This window comes from Streptococcus sp. 1F3 (assembly GCF_054968985.1).
Map to the genome: position 1 here is coordinate 1 of NZ_JBUEQR010000039.1, position 18,164 is coordinate 18,164.

Annotated in this window: 10 protein-coding genes, 1 tRNA gene and 1 pseudogene; 2 read left to right on the plus strand and 10 right to left on the minus strand. The window is 40.5% G+C overall.

Annotated features, from left to right (window positions below; all coding sequences use genetic code 11):
• Positions 1 to 3,897 (plus strand): MSCRAMM family adhesin (locus ACVPON_RS03330; RefSeq protein WP_462876167.1); only part of this gene is annotated, 3,897 nt, incomplete at its 5' end.
• Between the two features lie 1,746 nt (positions 3,898 to 5,643).
• Entirely contained in the window at positions 5,644 to 5,832 is a 189-nt protein-coding gene (locus ACVPON_RS03335) for a hypothetical protein (RefSeq protein ID WP_462876169.1), read from the plus strand.
• A 200-nt stretch (positions 5,833 to 6,032) separates the two neighbouring features.
• Here the strand turns inward: ACVPON_RS03335 and ACVPON_RS03340 are convergent.
• The 10 genes and pseudogenes from ACVPON_RS03340 to ACVPON_RS03385 all read right to left on the minus strand — a co-directional run.
• A pseudogene (locus ACVPON_RS03340) lies at positions 6,033 to 6,257 on the minus strand (accessory Sec-dependent serine-rich glycoprotein adhesin); the annotation flags it as partial.
• Between the two features lie 282 nt (positions 6,258 to 6,539).
• A complete protein-coding gene (locus ACVPON_RS03345; RefSeq protein WP_462876171.1) occupies positions 6,540 to 7,418 on the minus strand; it encodes a glycosyltransferase family 2 protein in 879 nt (292 codons plus the stop codon).
• A gap of 1 nt (position 7,419) precedes the next feature.
• Positions 7,420 to 9,162 (minus strand): SP_1767 family glycosyltransferase, encoded by a 1,743-nt coding sequence (locus tag ACVPON_RS03350; RefSeq protein WP_462876172.1) that lies wholly within the window; start codon positions 9,160 to 9,162, stop codon positions 7,420 to 7,422.
• On the minus strand, positions 9,155 to 10,141 hold the full coding sequence (locus ACVPON_RS03355) for a sugar transferase (protein WP_462876174.1): 987 nt from the start codon (positions 10,139 to 10,141) through the stop codon (positions 9,155 to 9,157). The genes ACVPON_RS03350 and ACVPON_RS03355 overlap by 8 nt, the downstream gene beginning before the upstream one ends.
• Positions 10,142 to 10,143: 2 nt before the next feature.
• Positions 10,144 to 11,019, minus strand: a complete 876-nt coding sequence (locus tag ACVPON_RS03360; RefSeq protein ID WP_462876176.1) for a glycosyltransferase family 2 protein — start codon at positions 11,017 to 11,019, stop codon at positions 10,144 to 10,146.
• A gap of 434 nt (positions 11,020 to 11,453) precedes the next feature.
• On the minus strand, positions 11,454 to 13,289 hold the full coding sequence (locus ACVPON_RS03365; protein WP_462876178.1) for a glycerophosphodiester phosphodiesterase family protein: 1,836 nt from the start codon (positions 13,287 to 13,289) through the stop codon (positions 11,454 to 11,456).
• A gap of 534 nt (positions 13,290 to 13,823) precedes the next feature.
• Entirely contained in the window at positions 13,824 to 15,566 is a 1,743-nt protein-coding gene (locus tag ACVPON_RS03370) for an ABC transporter ATP-binding protein (RefSeq protein WP_462876180.1), read from the minus strand.
• Positions 15,563 to 17,293: an ABC transporter ATP-binding protein gene (locus ACVPON_RS03375; RefSeq protein ID WP_462876181.1), complete on the minus strand. Its 1,731-nt coding sequence runs from the start codon at positions 17,291 to 17,293 to the stop codon at positions 15,563 to 15,565. Before ACVPON_RS03375 ends, ACVPON_RS03370 begins: the two co-directional genes overlap by 4 nt.
• Before the next feature lie 405 nt (positions 17,294 to 17,698).
• Positions 17,699 to 17,771: transfer RNA gene (locus tag ACVPON_RS03380), tRNA-Thr, on the minus strand.
• Positions 17,772 to 17,990: 219 nt separating this feature from the next.
• Complete coding sequence (locus tag ACVPON_RS03385; protein WP_462876183.1) at positions 17,991 to 18,143, minus strand: hypothetical protein; 153 nt, start codon at positions 18,141 to 18,143, stop codon at positions 17,991 to 17,993.
• Between the last annotated feature and the right edge of the window lie 21 nt (positions 18,144 to 18,164).

Sequence of the window (18,164 nt, forward strand, 5' to 3'; positions counted from 1 at the left end):
TCTGAAACAGATTCACTTACAGATTCTGAGATAGACTCTGATACTGATTCGCTTACAGATTCTGAGATGGACTCTGATACTGACTCGCTTACAGATTCTGAGATGGACTCTGACACAGACTCGCTTACAGATTCTGAGATGGATTCTGACACAGATTCGCTTACAGATTCTGAGATAGACTCTGATACTGATTCGCTTACAGATTCACTTACGGATTCTGAGATGGACTCGGATACGGACTCGCTTACTGATTCTGAAATAGATTCTGAAACAGATTCGCTTACAGATTCTGAGATGGACTCAGAGACTGACTCACTTACTGATTCTGAGATAGATTCTGATACTGACTCACTTACGGATTCTGAGATAGATTCTGATACTGACTCGCTTACTGATTCTGAAATAGATTCTGACACAGATTCGCTTACAGATTCTGATACAGACTCACTTACAGATTCTGAGATAGATTCTGATACAGACTCGCTTACTGATTCTGAAATAGATTCTGACACAGATTCGCTTACAGATTCTGAGATGGACTCTGACACAGACTCACTTACAGATTCTGAGATGGATTCTGATACTGACTCGCTTACAGATTCTGAGATAGACTCTGATACAGATTCACTTACGGATTCTGAGATGGACTCTGATACTGATTCGCTTACAGATTCTGAAATAGATTCTGACACAGACTCACTTACAGATTCTGAAATAGATTCTGACACAGACTCACTTACAGATTCTGAGATGGATTCTGATACTGACTCACTTACGGATTCTGAGATGGATTCTGATACAGATTCGCTCACTGATTCTGAGATGGATTCTGACACAGACTCACTTACAGATTCTGAGATGGATTCTGATACTGACTCGCTTACAGATTCTGAGATGGACTCTGATACTGATTCGCTTACAGATTCTGAGATGGATTCTGATACAGACTCACTTACAGATTCTGAGATAGATTCTGATACAGACTCACTTACAGATTCTGAGATGGACTCTGATACAGATTCGCTCACTGATTCTGAAATGGACTCTGATACGGATTCGCTTACAGATTCTGAAATAGATTCTGACACAGATTCGCTTACAGATTCTGAGATGGACTCTGATACTGATTCGCTTACAGATTCTGAGATGGATTCTGATACAGACTCACTTACAGATTCTGAGATGGATTCTGACACAGACTCACTTACAGATTCTGAGATGGACTCGGAAACAGATTCACTTACAGATTCTGAGATGGACTCTGATACTGACTCGCTTACAGATTCTGAGATGGATTCTGATACAGACTCACTTACAGATTCTGAGATAGATTCTGATACAGACTCGCTTACGGATTCTGAGATGGATTCTGATACAGATTCGCTCACTGATTCACTGATGGATTCTGAAACAGATTCACTTACAGATTCTGAGATAGATTCTGATACGGACTCGCTTACAGATTCTGAAATGGACTCGGATACCGACTCGCTTACAGATTCTGAGATGGACTCGGATACTGACTCGCTTACAGATTCTGAAATAGATTCTGACACAGACTCACTTACAGATTCTGAAATAGATTCTGACACAGATTCGCTTACAGATTCTGAGATGGACTCTGACACAGACTCACTTACAGATTCTGAGATGGATTCTGATACTGACTCGCTTACAGATTCTGAGATAGACTCTGATACAGATTCACTTACGGATTCTGAGATGGACTCTGATACTGATTCGCTTACAGATTCTGACACAGATTCGCTTACAGATTCTGAGATGGATTCTGATACAGATTCACTTACGGATTCTGAGATAGACTCTGATACTGACTCGCTTACAGATTCTGAGATAGACTCTGATACAGATTCACTTACGGATTCTGAAATTGACTCCGATACTGACTCGCTTACAGATTCTGAGATAGATTCAGAAACTGATTCGCTCACTGATTCTGAGATGGATTCTGATACAGATTCACTTACGGATTCTGAGATAGATTCAGAGACTGATTCGCTTACAGATTCTGAGATGGATTCTGATACAGATTCACTTACGGATTCTGAGATGGATTCTGACACAGATTCGCTTACAGATTCTGAGATAGACTCTGATACTGATTCGCTTACAGATTCTGACACAGATTCGCTTACAGATTCTGAGATGGATTCTGATACAGATTCACTTACAGATTCTGAGATAGACTCTGACACAGACTCGCTTACAGATTCTGACACAGATTCACTTACAGATTCTGAGATAGACTCTGACACAGACTCGCTTACAGATTCTGACACAGATTCGCTTACAGATTCTGAGATGGATTCTGATACAGATTCACTTACGGATTCTGAGATAGACTCTGATACTGACTCGCTTACAGACTCTGAAACTGATTCGCTTACGGATTCTGAGATGGATTCTGATACAGATTCACTTACGGATTCTGAGATGGATTCTGATACAGATTCACTTACGGATTCTGAGATAGACTCTGATACTGACTCGCTTACAGATTCTGAGATGGACTCTGATACTGACTCACTTACAGATTCTGAAACTGACTCTGATACTGATTCTGAGATGGATTCTGAGATAGATTCTGAGATGGACTCTGATACTGATTCGCTCACTGATTCTGAGATGGACTCTGATACTGACTCGCTTACAGATTCTGAGATAGACTCTGATACTGACTCACTTACAGATTCTGAGATAGATTCAGAGACTGATTCGCTTACGGATTCTGAAATGGATTCTGATACAGATTCACTTACGGATTCTGAGATGGACTCTGATACTGACTCGCTTACAGATTCTGAGATAGACTCTGATACTGACTCACTTACAGATTCTGAGATGGACTCTGACACAGATTCGCTTACAGATTCTGAGATGGATTCTGATACTGACTCACTTACAGATTCTGAGATAGACTCCGATACTGACTCGCTTACAGATTCTGAGATGGATTCTGATACAGATTCACTTACGGATTCTGAGATAGACTCTGATGCTGACTCGCTTACAGATTCTGACACAGATTCTGATACAGATTCTGATACAGATTCACTTACGGATTCTGAGATGGACTCTGATACTGACTCGCTTACAGATTCTGAGATGGACTCTGATACTGACTCACTTACTGATTCTGAGATAGACTCTGACACAGACTCGCTTACAGATTCTGAAATTGACTCTGATACTGACTCGCTTACAGATTCTGAGATAGACTCTGATACTGACTCGCTTACAGATTCTGAGATGGATTCTGATACAGATTCACTTACGGATTCTGAGATGGACTCTGATACTGACTCGCTTACAGATTCTGACATGGACTCAGACACAGACTCACTTACGGATTCTGAGATGGATTCTGACACAGACTCACTTACTGATTCTGAAATAGATTCTGACACAGACTCACTTACAGATTCTGAAATAGATTCTGACACAGATTCGCTTACAGATTCTGATACAGACTCACTTACAGATTCTGAGATGGATTCTGACACAGACTCACTTACTGATTCTGAAATAGATTCTGATACAGATTCGCTCACTGATTCGCTTACGGATTCTGAGATTGACTCAGAGACTGACTCGCTTACAGATTCTGAGATAGACTCTGACACAGACTCGCTTACAGATTCTGAAATGGACTCTGATACAGATTCGCTCACTGATTCTGAGATAGACTCTGATACTGACTCACTTACAGATTCTGAAACTGACTCTGATACAGATTCGCTCACTGATTCTGAGATAGACTCTGACACAGACTCGCTTACAGATTCTGAGATGGAGGTGCTGACTGATTGCGATTGGGACTTAGATGCCGATTCGCTTACAGACTGGGACTTAGACGTCGATTCACTCAAGGATTGAGACTTGGAAACCGATTGGGATTTAGAAGTCGATTCGCTCAAGGATTGAGACTTGGAAACCGATTGTGATTTAGAAGTCGACTCGCTCAAGGATTGAGATTTAGAAACCGATTGGGATTTAGAAGTCGATTCGCTCAAGGATTGAGACTTGGAAACCGATTGAGATTTAGAAGTCGACTCGCTCAAGGATTGAGACTTGGAAACCGATTGGGATTTAGAAGTCGACTCGCTCAAGGATTGAGACTTGGAAACCGATTGAGATTTAGAAGTCGACTCGCTCAAGGATTGAGACTTGGAAACCGATTGAGATTTAGAAGTCGACTCGCTCAAGGATTGAGATTTAGAAACCGATTGGGATTTAGAAGTCGATTCGCTCAAGGATTGAGACTTGGAAACCGATTGGGATTTAGAAGTCGACTCGCTCAAGGATTGGGATTTAGAAACCGATTGAGATTTAGAAGTCGACTCGCTCAAGGATTGAGACTTGGAAACCGATTGGGATTTAGAAGTCGATTCACTCAAGGATTGAGATTCAGATACTGAGTTAGCAATTGACTCACTCAAGGACTGAGATTGGGAGACTGACTTAGAAGTCGACTCACTCAAGGATTGGACCTGAGATTTTGAAGTAGAAGTGCTCTCTGACTCTATCTTATTGATAACATCAGCCTTGACCCGACCAGAACTGATGGAGCTGATAGCCGTTCCTGAACCATTTGAAACAACATGAACTCCTCCAGCACTACCATATGTCCTGCTCGCATCCTCTTTATAAGCGCTTGATAAGTCCTTTGTAATAGAACCTACAATTTGGAAACCAAAGTTATTCTTTAGATCTGCTAAATCACCATTATAGGTGGTCGTAAAAGTGATCAGTTGCGGACCATAAGGTCCTGTCGGAGAAACGGTTCGATACTGGTATTGATTGCTTAGTCTAGTTGCCGTAATTCCGTTTACCTTTACGTTAATAGGAGTTCCAATTTTATCCCCACCAAAGCGAATAAACACTCCGGTATAGGTATTCCCTGAGTTCCAGTCCGAACGCCCCGTAGGGGCAACTGGGTTATACGTAACCGACCATTCAATTGTCTTTGTCTCTCTGTCATAGACAATTTTCAAGTTAGAAAGGAGTTGCTGTGGAGTCTGCGTTCCGCCCCCTGTTGCATTTGACCATTTTTTCTCACGAACATCAGTAAGGTCTCCCAGATTGATCGTTACCTTTGAACCACTTGCCGTAGCTCTGAAACCTGACCCGTTAAGACCTAATTCCTCATAGGTCTTCCCATGTTCAGCTGGACGAGACATAATTGAAGTGAGGCGAAGGCGTTCTGATCCATCGTTTGCAGTTGTCACCGCATAAGTCAAACCATTGCTTGCAGTGATGTAATTTCCATTTCTAGTACCAGAAGCTGTTACTTTTTCAGAGACCCGTTTCTGAATAGAGCTATCTGTCGCTGCAATGATACTCTGCATCACATTCAACTGTTCCAGTGATGGGTCGGTGCTACTTACAACACCTTGTGCTTGGAGTAAGAGGGCGTAGGCAGCTGCCAAATCATCCAATTCCAAACTTTCAGCTGCTGCAAGCGTTTGCTTCAAATCACTAATTGCAACCGTTAGATTCCTAGTAGCCACTTTCTTTTGATTTGCAAGGTCTGCTGGGCTAGCCTTCTCTTCTACCTTCTCATCAGCTTTAGGAGTAACAGTTGTTTCTTTATCACGAGACACCTCTGACTCACTTGCTACTGTGCTAGTTGATACTGATTCACTTAGCGAACTTGAACTGGAGCCTGAAAATGATTCACTAGCTGAAATTGACTCGCTGACCGACTCGGAAACAGATTCACTAACCGATTCTGAGATAGATTCTGATACAGATTCGCTCGCAAGAATAGAAATTGATTCACTAGCTGCTAATGATTCACTCGTTGATTGAGAAAGTGATTCGGACTCTTTTACAGACTGCTGATCTATTTCTTCTACTACTGCTTTCTCGTCAACCGTTTCCTCTACAGTTGCAGACGGGCTCGTCAAGGCGACCTCATCCGTTCCTACAACGGTCGTAGTTGTTGTTTCAGTTGCAATCACTGTATCGTCTGCATAGACATCGTCTGTCAGACTTATACCACCAGCCATAGCACCTAGAGCTGCCGCTCCCTTTAAAATCGTTGTTGCTGAGATATTACCACGAGATAGGCAATCCACATTGACTGTCTTTTCAACTGAACCACCACGGATTAAGCGAATCAGACCAATCTGAGACATAACTGTACGGACCCAGTGTTTCCCAGACTTATGCATTTTCACACGTGTCTTACGGGACGACTCGCTGTAACCGTCTCTATTGAATTTGTTACTCATTCAAACTCCCTTTACTTAAGATTTTTGACGCTAAAAGCGTATTTTAACATTATACCACCCCCCCCCCGAGATTTCAAATAATTTGATTGTTTTTTTTGTATAAAATACGTAAATTTTCTATGTACTTTTGCTTTTTCATCTTGGCTTACGCTCTAAAATCGCATTTTGCTTATATATAAATATACTTCTATGTGAAATTTCCTATCTTTTTTACAAAAAATCATAACCACCCTGTAAAAGGTGGTTATGTTAAATTATAGTTTGTGAAATTATTCTCAAATATTACTGCTGCCATTTTTCTAAAATCATCAATTTTTGGAGGCATTTCTGATATTCTTGCATCTTTCCTGCTTGCAAAAAACCATCTTTATGCATGTGTAGTCGCCAGCGATAGGCACGTAGTTCAGCTCCGATATCAAAACCAAGCATCGAAAGCATCGTTACACGTTCTTCAATGCTTTTTAAAGGATAAACAGAGGCTAAGTCAACCGTCTTCGTCACGCTAGTTGATCGTTTTCGGTGATAATAAAGCGCTGTATTGGAATAGACAATCTTATTTGCCATCAGATAGACCTTCCATGTCGTTAAATCATCTTCTACCTTTTCATCTTCTGGGTAGACGATATTCTCAAAGAGGCTGGTCTTATAAAGCTTACACCAAGGAACTGTAAAACACTGGCTAAAGGCAAACTTCCCTTCATATTGGAGGGCGAACCATTCTTTGGGATGGTAGACTTTCTGATAAGCATCTCCTGCTGTCAAGTGAAATCGAAAAGCCTGGCGTTCATCATCAAATTCTGTAAAATTCGCAATCGCAATATCACTATCCGTTTCTTTTAAAGATTGGTACAAGTACTCAATATGATGAAGTTCCAACCAATCGTCATTATCCACGAATAAGACATAGTCACCAGTGATCAGAGGGAGGGCTGTATTTCTAGCAGCACCTACACCACTCCCACCCAACTTCTTATGTACCACACGGATTCGAGGATCCATCTTTCGATAGCTCTCACATAGGCTAGCCGATCCATCTGTAGAACCATCGTTAATCAAAAGAATCTCTAAATTCTGATAGGTCTGTCCGACAATGCTATCTAGGCAGCTTTTTAAATAAGGTCCTGCATTAAAAATCGGAACAATTACAGTCACTTTTTCCACCCTAGTTCTCCTTTTGATGCTGTTCAATCAAGTCTAATTTGGTAGTCAAGTCCTGATACAGTTGGATCTGACCAGCTCTTAGGCTATCAGCCTGGCATTTTTTTAATCGCTTGATATATGAATCCACATGCTCTCTTACATCATAGCCTAGGGTCACCAAAAGAGCAATCCTCTCCTCAGCATTGCTAATCATGCTGCGAATATCATCGAGCATGCCATTCCGTGATAAGCCTTCGCTACGCTGTGAGTAATAATAGGCACCCTGATTGATAAAGGCAATTTTCCTCGCTTTCAAGTACAATTTATAAATGGTTGCATCATCTTCTCTTAAGCGTCCGACTGGAAATACAATTCCATCAAATAATTCTCGTTTGAACAACTTCAAGGGGGAGAAAGTAAAGGTCAAGTATAGATTGTTCTTGGCTGTATTTTCCTGATTGAGCCATTCTTCAACTGTATAAACCTGTTCAAAATACATTTCTTTCGTGATTGAAAATAGAAAACTTTTTCGTTCTTCATTAAAAGAATTAAAGTTACAAATGGAAATGTCTGCCTCATTTTTTACCAAAGCTGTGTGCAGGTTCTCCAGATAGTCTGCCTCTACAAAGTCATCGGAATCAACAAAGGTAATATAAGAGCCCTGTGCCAATTCAACCCCTCTGTTTCGCGCCGCTGAAGGGCCTGCATTTTCTTGATGAATGACACGAATGCGGCTATCCTTACTCGCGTACTCTTCACAAATCAGGGCGCTACTATCTGTAGAGCCATCATTAATCAATAAGAGTTCAAAATCTGTATAGGTCTGCTTCAATAACGAATCCAAGCAGCGCTTTAGATAAGACTCTACATTGTAAACAGGTACAATGACACTAATAGTTTCACAAGCTATCACCACTTCCTCCTCTTTTCTTTGCTCAATCCCCACAGTCGCCACAGTTTGACGCTCATAAGCATCATCTTGTTCAAACTCAATAGCATCATCCCAGTTAAATTCTGCTGTATGCTTGTGCTTTAACTTGACCTTATGCTGGGCCTTCATCTGGTACCACTCATATTCTGAATCAATGTGTCCTAGATCAATCGCTTGATAACCACGTTTCATCAAATCGTAGGCTAGAACTTTTGCAGTCGGTCCCAGCATCAAAATTACTAATTTGCCCTCTATATGCTCTAAGATTCGTTCCATGATTTCATCGTAATCATCAAAGGCATTTCTTGATGGGCAAACAATGCGAGAAACAGAAGCTGCATTCGCAAATAAATCATTTCCTATACCCGAACGAGACGTCTCTCCTTCTACCAATAAAATATCACGATCCTGCCACACATTTCGAATAGCTGTAAAATAGATGTCAGAAAGAGACTTATCTTCTAAATCAATATAAGGACGGGATAAGAAAGTAGATCCATACCAGTCAGACTGGCATTCTTCTTGATAAAAATTTCCATATTTCTCAAAGTGGGATTTCCAGAAAAATTGTGCATTCTGATTATACCGTTCAATCTTTTGAAAAACATCTGGCAAACAAACTAATAACTTCTCGTTACTTGGTTGATCTAGTATCAATTTTAAGGCTAGAGCCAACTCTTCATCGTAATCTTGATAGGGAATACTCTCTCCATTGATAATATCAATCTCTCCATCACCGAACCGCACAACTGACGCTTGATGCTGTTCAATAAAACGCAAACTCTCCAAAATCGGAAGTACCTGAATCTCCGACAATTCTCTTTTTCTACTCACACAACACCTCAAATACTGCATTAACTAATAATTTTCGCGTGAAATATCCCTGGCGAAGCAAACGGTTAAAGGAACGAACATTCGCAACAATTTGCTGATATTGTTCCTCACTCATTCCTTGGATTTTTTCGATAACTTCTTCTAGGGAATCTACGACAAAGCCAATTTTATTCTTTTCAATAATCTCTTGATTAGCGATCCCTCTTTGGACAAACACGGGAATACCTGCAGTCAAAAAGGTTCCTAGTTTATGTGGACAATACAACTGTTGATACGCCTTATCATGGTCATCCATCCAAACCAAACCAAAACCACCCCTAGATAATTCCAACAATAGCTGGTCATCTGGCATGTAAGAATGATGAACAACTTGCTCAGGTAAGCTATCTCCTTTTCGAGCGTACAAGTGTAATGGAAGTTCATACTCCCATTTCGTTACAAAACTAAAACGCTCTGGGTCTCCTGGAAAATGAATGGTTTTAAGAAATTCTGCCGGAAGAGAGGTGATACTAGTTGGATGATCCCACATCCCTTGGACAAGGGTCTTTTCAACGATTAAGCCATACTCGCGCAACTGGTCAATCATTGCTTGGCTCGGTGCGATAATCATATCAGCTTGATTATAGTACTGAATGGTCCGCTCCATTAGGTAAAAATTTCCTTCAAACATCAAGGGAACTACATCATGAATGAAAATGATGATTTTGATGTCATACATTTTTAATTTTTCCATGACCTTTTCATCAAATGCTGTCGTATTCCAAGTCGGCGTTTGAAAAATCACGATATCACCTTGATGAAGACCTGCCACAATTCCATCTAGCCGCTTATTGAGCTCACTAGGGCTATCAGATGCCATTTGATAGCAGTAAATCCCTAATTCTCTATAGCCTAACGATTGTGCAATATCGGTCACCATATTTTGTGCAAAGGAGGCTGTACCTGCTATCCCATTGATATTGGTAATGTAGACTCTCATATTCATTTCCCATACTTTTCTAACAATTTTAGTCGAAACTCTAGTTTCTTATACTCTGCAATATTACCTGTCCTTAGCTCGCTATCACGGTTCAATTGGGCACGCCACTTATAGGCTGCCACTTCCTTTGACAAATCAAATCCAAGCAAGCTCAAGACCTCTAAACGTTCTGCGACTGGTTGTGCCGAAAAAACAATTGAGGGATCTGCCGTCTGGGTCAAACTTCCTGTATTGACACGATAAAGATAACTTGATCGGTGCATATAGGCAATCCTATCTGCTATGAGATAGGTCTTCCAGGTTGTCCAATCATCATCTGTATGCTTATCAGTCGGGTACAATATCGTTTCAAACAGCGATGTTTTATATAATTTACACCAAGGTACTGTAAAGCAAAGGCTCAAATTATTGCCCTGACCATACTGAAAGGCAAACCATTCCTCTGGCGTATAGACCTTTTCATAATAATCATTTTCTACAATATGGAGATTGTAACGCCCTGTCTCCTCAATATACTGTGTGAAATTGGCAATAGCAACATCACTATTGGTCCGAACAAGCAAATCATACAAATCCTCAATATGATTGGGATCAATCCAATCGTCACTGTCAACAAAAACAAGATAGTCCCCTGTCACCATGTTCAAGGCGCTGTTGCGGGCTGCACCAATCCCCTCATTTTGCTTCTTGTGAAGCACCCGAATGCGACTATCCTGCATACGTAACTGTTCGATTATCAAGGCAGTCCCATCCGTTGAGCCATCATTGATAACAAGAATCTCCAAATGGCTGTACGTCTGCTTCATAATACTTTCCACACATGCTTTAAGATACTGCTCCCCATTATATACAGGAACTACGACACTAATTTTCTCCATTTTTCCTACCTTATCCATTATTCATTTACAAGATCTCTGTTCGACGCTATTTTAAAATAGCGAACCTCTAGATAAATCACTTCCATTATACTGCTAAATAGGACTACTTGCAATATCTTAGAACTTATATCACAATTTATTCCTATGCTACTCCTTTAAATCAGTGGCAAAAGGTTCAGCTGGAGCCTAGAGTTTGAGTAATGAAAAAATCTATGAAAATCAACTGCTATCTGTTGGTTTCGAACGTAATGTTGATGCTTATACTCAATAAAAATCAAAAGTAGACTAGCTTTCACAATTAAGAATTGTGAAAAGTTGGAAATAAGATTAGTACCGCTCATTTCCTTATAATCGAAGCCGAAGGTAGAACGAGCCTTCACCAAGGCAAGTTGACGAAGGATCCTTTTGATTTTTAAAGAGTATTACTTTTCCTATTAGCCAAATAGGCTATCGATTATTAGCTCTAGGTCACTTCGTTCGTCTCGTTTTTCCATACCATCTTTGACTGCTAATACATGATCTGTAATGATTCCATCCACATCAGAATTGACAAATGTTTTTATTGATTCATCTGTATTAACAGTCCATACAACAACCTTTTTTCCCTTTGATTTTAGAAGGTCTACGTTATCGGGTGTCGCCTCACGCTCTTCCATAATAAGGTAGTCTCCTAGTAAATGTTCAATCTTTCCAATAGCAAAATAGTACAGGTAGCCCGACTGGATATCTGGGTAAGTTGTTTCTATATATTCAATCAACCGATAATCCAAAGACAATAACACAGCTTCCTCTTCCATATGTTCTGCCTTGATAAGAGAGACCATATCATCAACCATTTTGGTATCAGCTGTTCTGCCCTTTAATTCCATAAAGAGACCTATTTTTCCCTTAGCTACTTCAACTACTTCCTCGATTGTTGGTACTGGCTGTGCTACCTTATCTGGATCAAAATGATTTTTGATAGTCAAGGTCTTAATCTCAGCCAAGGTCATTTCTGAAGAAGCACGTGAATCACCAGCAACCCTTTGAAAATTCCCATCATGGTTTAAAATATAAAAACCATCCTTTGTACGTTGAATGTCAATCTCTGTCCAAGAAACGCCTTCTTTAGCTGCTGCTTCAATCCCTTCAAGAGTATTTTCTGCCCCTAAATCACCACCTCCACGATGGGCAATAATGGCAATGCCTTGTTGCTTTTGATTAAAAATATCATCGAAAAAGGTGGTGAGAAAGAAAGAGGAAAGAAGATTAAAGGCTAGTAAGAAAATCAAAACGACTGCAATGGTCACTTTACTTTGCCACCTGATTTTATGAGGGCGATTTTTTTCCCAAGCACGCGCTTTAACAGGTAGCCCCAATCGAACAGACTGTCCTTCCTTTTCATTATAGCAATAAAATAAATTGGTAAGGTTCAAAATAATGATTGGCGTCAATAGAAATGCTGAAAAAGCAAGGACTTGTCCCAAAGATAGAAGAATGAAGAAAAGCAAGAAGCGAAAATCCTGATGGTTGTCAGCTAATTGAACGAGAATCACTAGTAAGAGTCCAAAGAGGATAGCTGTCGGTATATAGATAGTCGCAAACCATTTAAGTAGCCCTAAAATGAAGTCTTTTAAAAACTGCCTACCATATTTTTTAGTTAAGTAAATAGACTGTTTTAAGGCATCAAGAGTCTTATTTCCCATTATTAAAATATAGTGAAACACGAAAATCAAACGATAACTAATATAGGTTAAAATGAGTAGAGTGATACTATAAAGGGATAGATACAAGGGACTATCATAAATCACTGAAGTAATAAAGTTAGGAATCTGAAAATCCTTCATCGGAGATACCGTAATCCCTATCCCAATCAGTGGAAAAATCAAAGAAATGTACATCATCATCGTCAGACCAGCTGGACTTAAAAATTGTTTGAGGGATTTTAAGCCAACCCAAACCATATGCCGAACGGTCATTTCAATCTTCCCCTCTCGAATCAAGGCACTAATCAAAATAAAGCTATTGATATCTAAGCCGATTAAAACAACCATCACCACTAAGGTTACAAGCATCAAACCAAGTCCATTGAAACTAAGTAAAAAGGATAGGAAATCACCACTTGAAAAAACGGTTCGTCCTGATTGCGCTAGAAGGTAATCTAGGATCATCCTATAAATAGGATAGATAAAAAGACTTAAGAGACCTTTGGTTAGCAACTGGTATTTAATGAATAACCAAGTAGTTCTTCCTTTGTAAGCCAAGGAGCTTGACACTTTTATAGTTGACATGTGGATTCTTCTCCTTCAAGTATTTGTCTTCAATTTATACAGTTTATCATAAAGAGGGAACTAATTTCAATAAAACGATTACGGATAGAACTATTTCTATCATTCAGACTTTCGCTCTGTAACATCACTGCTTTAAAATAGGAAGAAACCGTGTTCTAACTTCACTTGCCTTTCCTCGTCTATATTGGTTTTCTTTGCTTATTCACAATAAAAAAACTTGGAATCAGCAAAAAACTGCTTTTTCCAAGACTTTAGAACCTATATTCACAAGTAAAGTGCTTTTAAATAAAAAATATTGTTTTTTTAGGAAATACTGACTGTATATTGAAAAACGAACGATGACTAGCTTAAAAACACACCTTAGATGGGAGTGCTGACCTGTAAATACAGGTTCTTAATTTCTCTGTTCTTTTTAAAGGCTCTACCTGATGAGAAATCTATGATTATTTAGATTCCCTTTTATTCCCACCGTCTGAGGATAAGCTGCCCACTCCCTTGCATTCTCTCAACACAATAAAAATACTAAAGGGGCCGCTAGCCTACTTTCTGCTGAATTGCGTGCATTTGGGCATAGATGCCCTCCTTAGCTAGGAGCTCCTCATGAGTGCCCTGCTCGGCGATACGCCCTTTGTCCAGTACTAAAATCTGATCTGCATTTTGAATCGTGGACAGGCGGTGGGCAATGATAAAGGTTGTCCGTCCCTCCTTGACCACTTCCATGGCATGCTGAATAATCTCTTCTGTCTCCGTATCAATATGCGAAGTCGCTTCATCTAAAATTAAAATCTTAGGATCTGAGTACAAGGTACGGGCAAAAGCAATCAACTGCCGCTCCCCACTTGAAAATGCAGCCCCCTTTTCCACCACAGGCTCATCTATCCCTTTCTCTAATCGTCTCAGTAAATCCTTAGCGCCAACCTTTTCCAGAGACTGCAAAACCTTGTTGCGATCCATATCTTCCTCATTCATACTAACATTTGTTGCAATGGTGCCTGTAAATAAATACGGATCTTGAAGGACAATCCCCATATGGCTGCGGACACTTTCTCGTGCGTACTCTCTGATATTTTGCCCATCAATCCACACACCACCTTCTTGGGGATCGTAAAAACGGTACAGTAGATTCATAATAGAAGTCTTACCTGAGCCGGTATGACCTACAAGAGCAATGGTCTCACCTTTTTCAACTTCAAAGGATATGTCTTTCAAAATAGGCTTGTCTTTTTCATAGGCAAATTGAACTTGGTCAAAGACCACGCGACCGTCTGTAACAACCAAGCTAGCCTCACTATCATCTTCAACCGGCTCTTCCAACAAGGCTAGCAAGCGTTTTCCTGTCTCTAGAGAACGTAACATATTAGGAACCTGCTGGATTAAGCGCCCCATGGAATCAAATACATCGGCGATATAGTTAATGTAGACAAACAGAAGCCCCGCTGTTAACTGCCATTGACCTGCGAGGAAACGCTGACCAACGATGGTTAAGACTAGGGTAATGACCAGATACTTGAGAAATTCTGCCATATTCCAAGTCGCAATAGACTGGGCCCAGATGATTCGATTTTCTGCCTCTTTCATCTTATTCGTCGTCTCCTCAAAATCTTCCAAAATCGCCTCTTCTTGACCGTAAAGTTGAATCAAGCTAGCCCCATTCATGGTTTCATTCACCTTGGTATTGATCTCACTTCTGGCATCATAAAAATCTTTCATGGGCTGATCTGTCAAGCGTTTGTAGAAGATTTGTAAACCATAAAATCCCGGCAAAAGTACAAGTAATACTAGACCTAAGAGCGCATTCATATAGAAAATAATCCCATAGGTAAAAACAAGGCGAACCAAGTTATTAAAGATATAAACCAAGGTCGCATAAAACTGATTGCGCAGGGTTTCTGTATCGTTCACAATTCGCGTAGCAATTTTTCCTGCCGGCTTATCGTCAAAATAAGAGATGGGTAAACGCTGCATTTGGTCGTAGGCACGATTGCGTAACATCTCTGCAATCCGATTGGCACAATGCATCAAGATTCTTGTCGAAAGATAAAAGAAGAGTGCACCAAGTACATTTAAACCCATATAGATCGCTAATTGTATAAGAAAGTCTTCTCGGTGAAATGCCAACCCCTTGCTCAAATCTGTCACTGGTCCATCAATGATACCTTGTAAGAGGATAGGGGAGAGCCGGACCATGGTAGATCCTCCAAAATAGATGAAAATCCCTAGCCAAAACAGACCTTTGACATGGCGAATTTCTTTTAATAAGGTAATCATTATTTTCATCTTTCTTCCCCCTCCCGACTTTGTTGACGTTGATATTGCTCATAGTACCAACCCTCTTGTGCCAAGAGTTGTGCAGGTGTCCCTTCTTCGATAATACATCCATCTTCCAGAACCAAGACCCAATCCGCATGATGCACCGCAGATAAACGATGGGTCACAATAATATTGGTCTTTCCCTTTCGTTCCCGCTGAATATTTTCAATAATTTGACGCTCTGTCCTTGCATCAACTGCCGATAGGGAATCATCTAAGATAAGCAATTCCGGATTTCGTAAGAAGGCACGGGCAATCGAAATCCGTTGCTTCTGCCCACCTGAAATCGATACGCCTCGCTCCCCAATCATGGTCTCTATCCCCTCAGACATCCGCTCTAAGTCCTTGGTAAAATCTGCTGTCTCAATCGCTCGAATAATGTCATCCAACTGACTATCCCGTTTACCTAGGGCGATATTTTCACGAACGGTTTTAGAAAACAAAACATGCTCCTGTGGTACATAGCCAATTTTCTGTTCGATAGAAGACCGCTTGAAATCAAGCACTGATTGCCCATTTACGGTAAATCGTCCACTACCGATTGGATACTGACGCAAAAATTGACGAATCAAGGTGGTTTTTCCTGAACCTGTCTTTCCGACAATCCCAACTGTCTGACCAGCCTTCAAGGTCCAAGAAATCCCCATTAAGCTATTGCGCTCCGCTTGCGGATAGCAAAAATCGTAATTTTCAAAGGTCACTTCACCCAGAGTTCCCAACAAGTCTGTGCCGTCTTCTTCTAGGTCATCACCCGTATCCACCAACTCCTGTAATTTTGCAAAGGAGGTCTTTCCTGTCTGGTACACTAAGATAAAATCTGAAAGCATCCAAAAAGGCTCTAGAAGCGACACTGTATATAGTTGCAAGGCAATCACCTGTCCCAGCGTTACCTGACCCCTCTCTAAGAAAACAGCTCCCAACCATAAAATGAGAATGGTCGCAAGCCCCAATAAAATTGTCGTCAAAGGATTATACAAGGATTGAAGAGCCATGATCTGATCCCCACCACGCGCAAGCTTGCGGGTACTTTCTTGGAACTTGCGCTCCTGCCGTTCTTTTTTGCTATAGGCTCTCGTAACACGGATCCCCTCAACGACCTCCAAGACTTCATCGTTAAGACCCGAGACTGCTTCCCGGTTCACCTCAACTGCCTGTTCTTGCCGTTTGCCAACCATATAGATTGCCGTAACCAACACCGCCATCGGAATCAAAGCCACAAAACTAATCTGCCAAGAGATAAAAAACATGGTCGGAATGATAAAAGCAATCATTCCACCTGCATAGACGACAATCATGAGCCCATAACCCACCATGTCCATCAAACCCTCAACATCCGTTGAGAAGCGTGTCATCACATCACCCGAGCGAAATTTCTCATAAAACGGTGTCCTCATAGTGACCAACTTCTGAAAGGAACGTTGTTGCATATCAAATTTAAACTGTACCGATGACTGAAACAGCTTCAAATGCCAAATATAAGCCATTGCATACGTTAGGATGGTCACCCCTAGTAAAATCAGCATATCCTGTATTAGGTTGGCGGTCGTCAAGGTTCCCTGTCCAATCTTATCTACCAATCCTTGAATAATCCTTGTCGGCAACAATAAACAAGCATCGTAGACTATCAAGGTAAGTGCAATTAACAAGTACAACCACTTGTGCTGCCTTACGTACTGAATAATCAGTCCTATCATTATCTCCTCCTTAAATCCCTAAAAAAGCATACAAAAAACCCGAGATAGAACAGCTCCATCTCGAGTCCCTCAAGTCCACAAAAAGACACTAAGACCGATACTTAGAAAGGAGCCTATTCTGAAAAATACAACTAGTCATTACCACTTTGTTTTTCATTTTTGTTCTCCTTTCATCTTTTATGTATATACATCATTCTAACAGAATCTATCTGGATGTCAAGAATTACTTGACTTTTTTAGAAAATAATTTCAAGATTTCAAGAAATAGTTCTTTTTCGCTTCTCTTTCCTTAGCAACCACACCCACCTTGTGACAAGCAAGTGATTAGAAGCTACTCAAAACCTCTCTTCTAGCCACGAAAAGACCCTTGCAGAACTATACTCCAAGGGTCTTTACACGTTTTCATGCTAGTTGCCGGGATTGAACCGGCGACCTCATCCTTACCATGGATGCGCTCTACCGACTGAGCTAAACCAGCAATACTGTAACAGTATATCAGTAAATCCATCATTTGTCAATCACTCCTGTAAAATTTTTTATCTTTGTAAATTCCAATTTTTTATCTTAATAGTCAATATGGTATAGTCAATATGGTCCCTTGGTTTATAGTTACAATTGAACTGAACTCGGATTCAAAATAAATTAGAAAAAAGATAAACAGCTGTTCTGGCTTCAGCCGATTACAGCTGAGAATCCTTTAGAGAGAGGCTGAAAACCTAAACTGGAGCTTCTCTTCTTCCTGAAGTCTCCCCAACTTCTCTTGTAACTGCTCAAGCTGCTTTCGTGTCTTGTCAATCTCTGCTCGCTTACGAGCCACACGTTGCTCCGCCTGTCGTAATTTTGGCCTCATCGTTATTGTTTTTCTTATTCA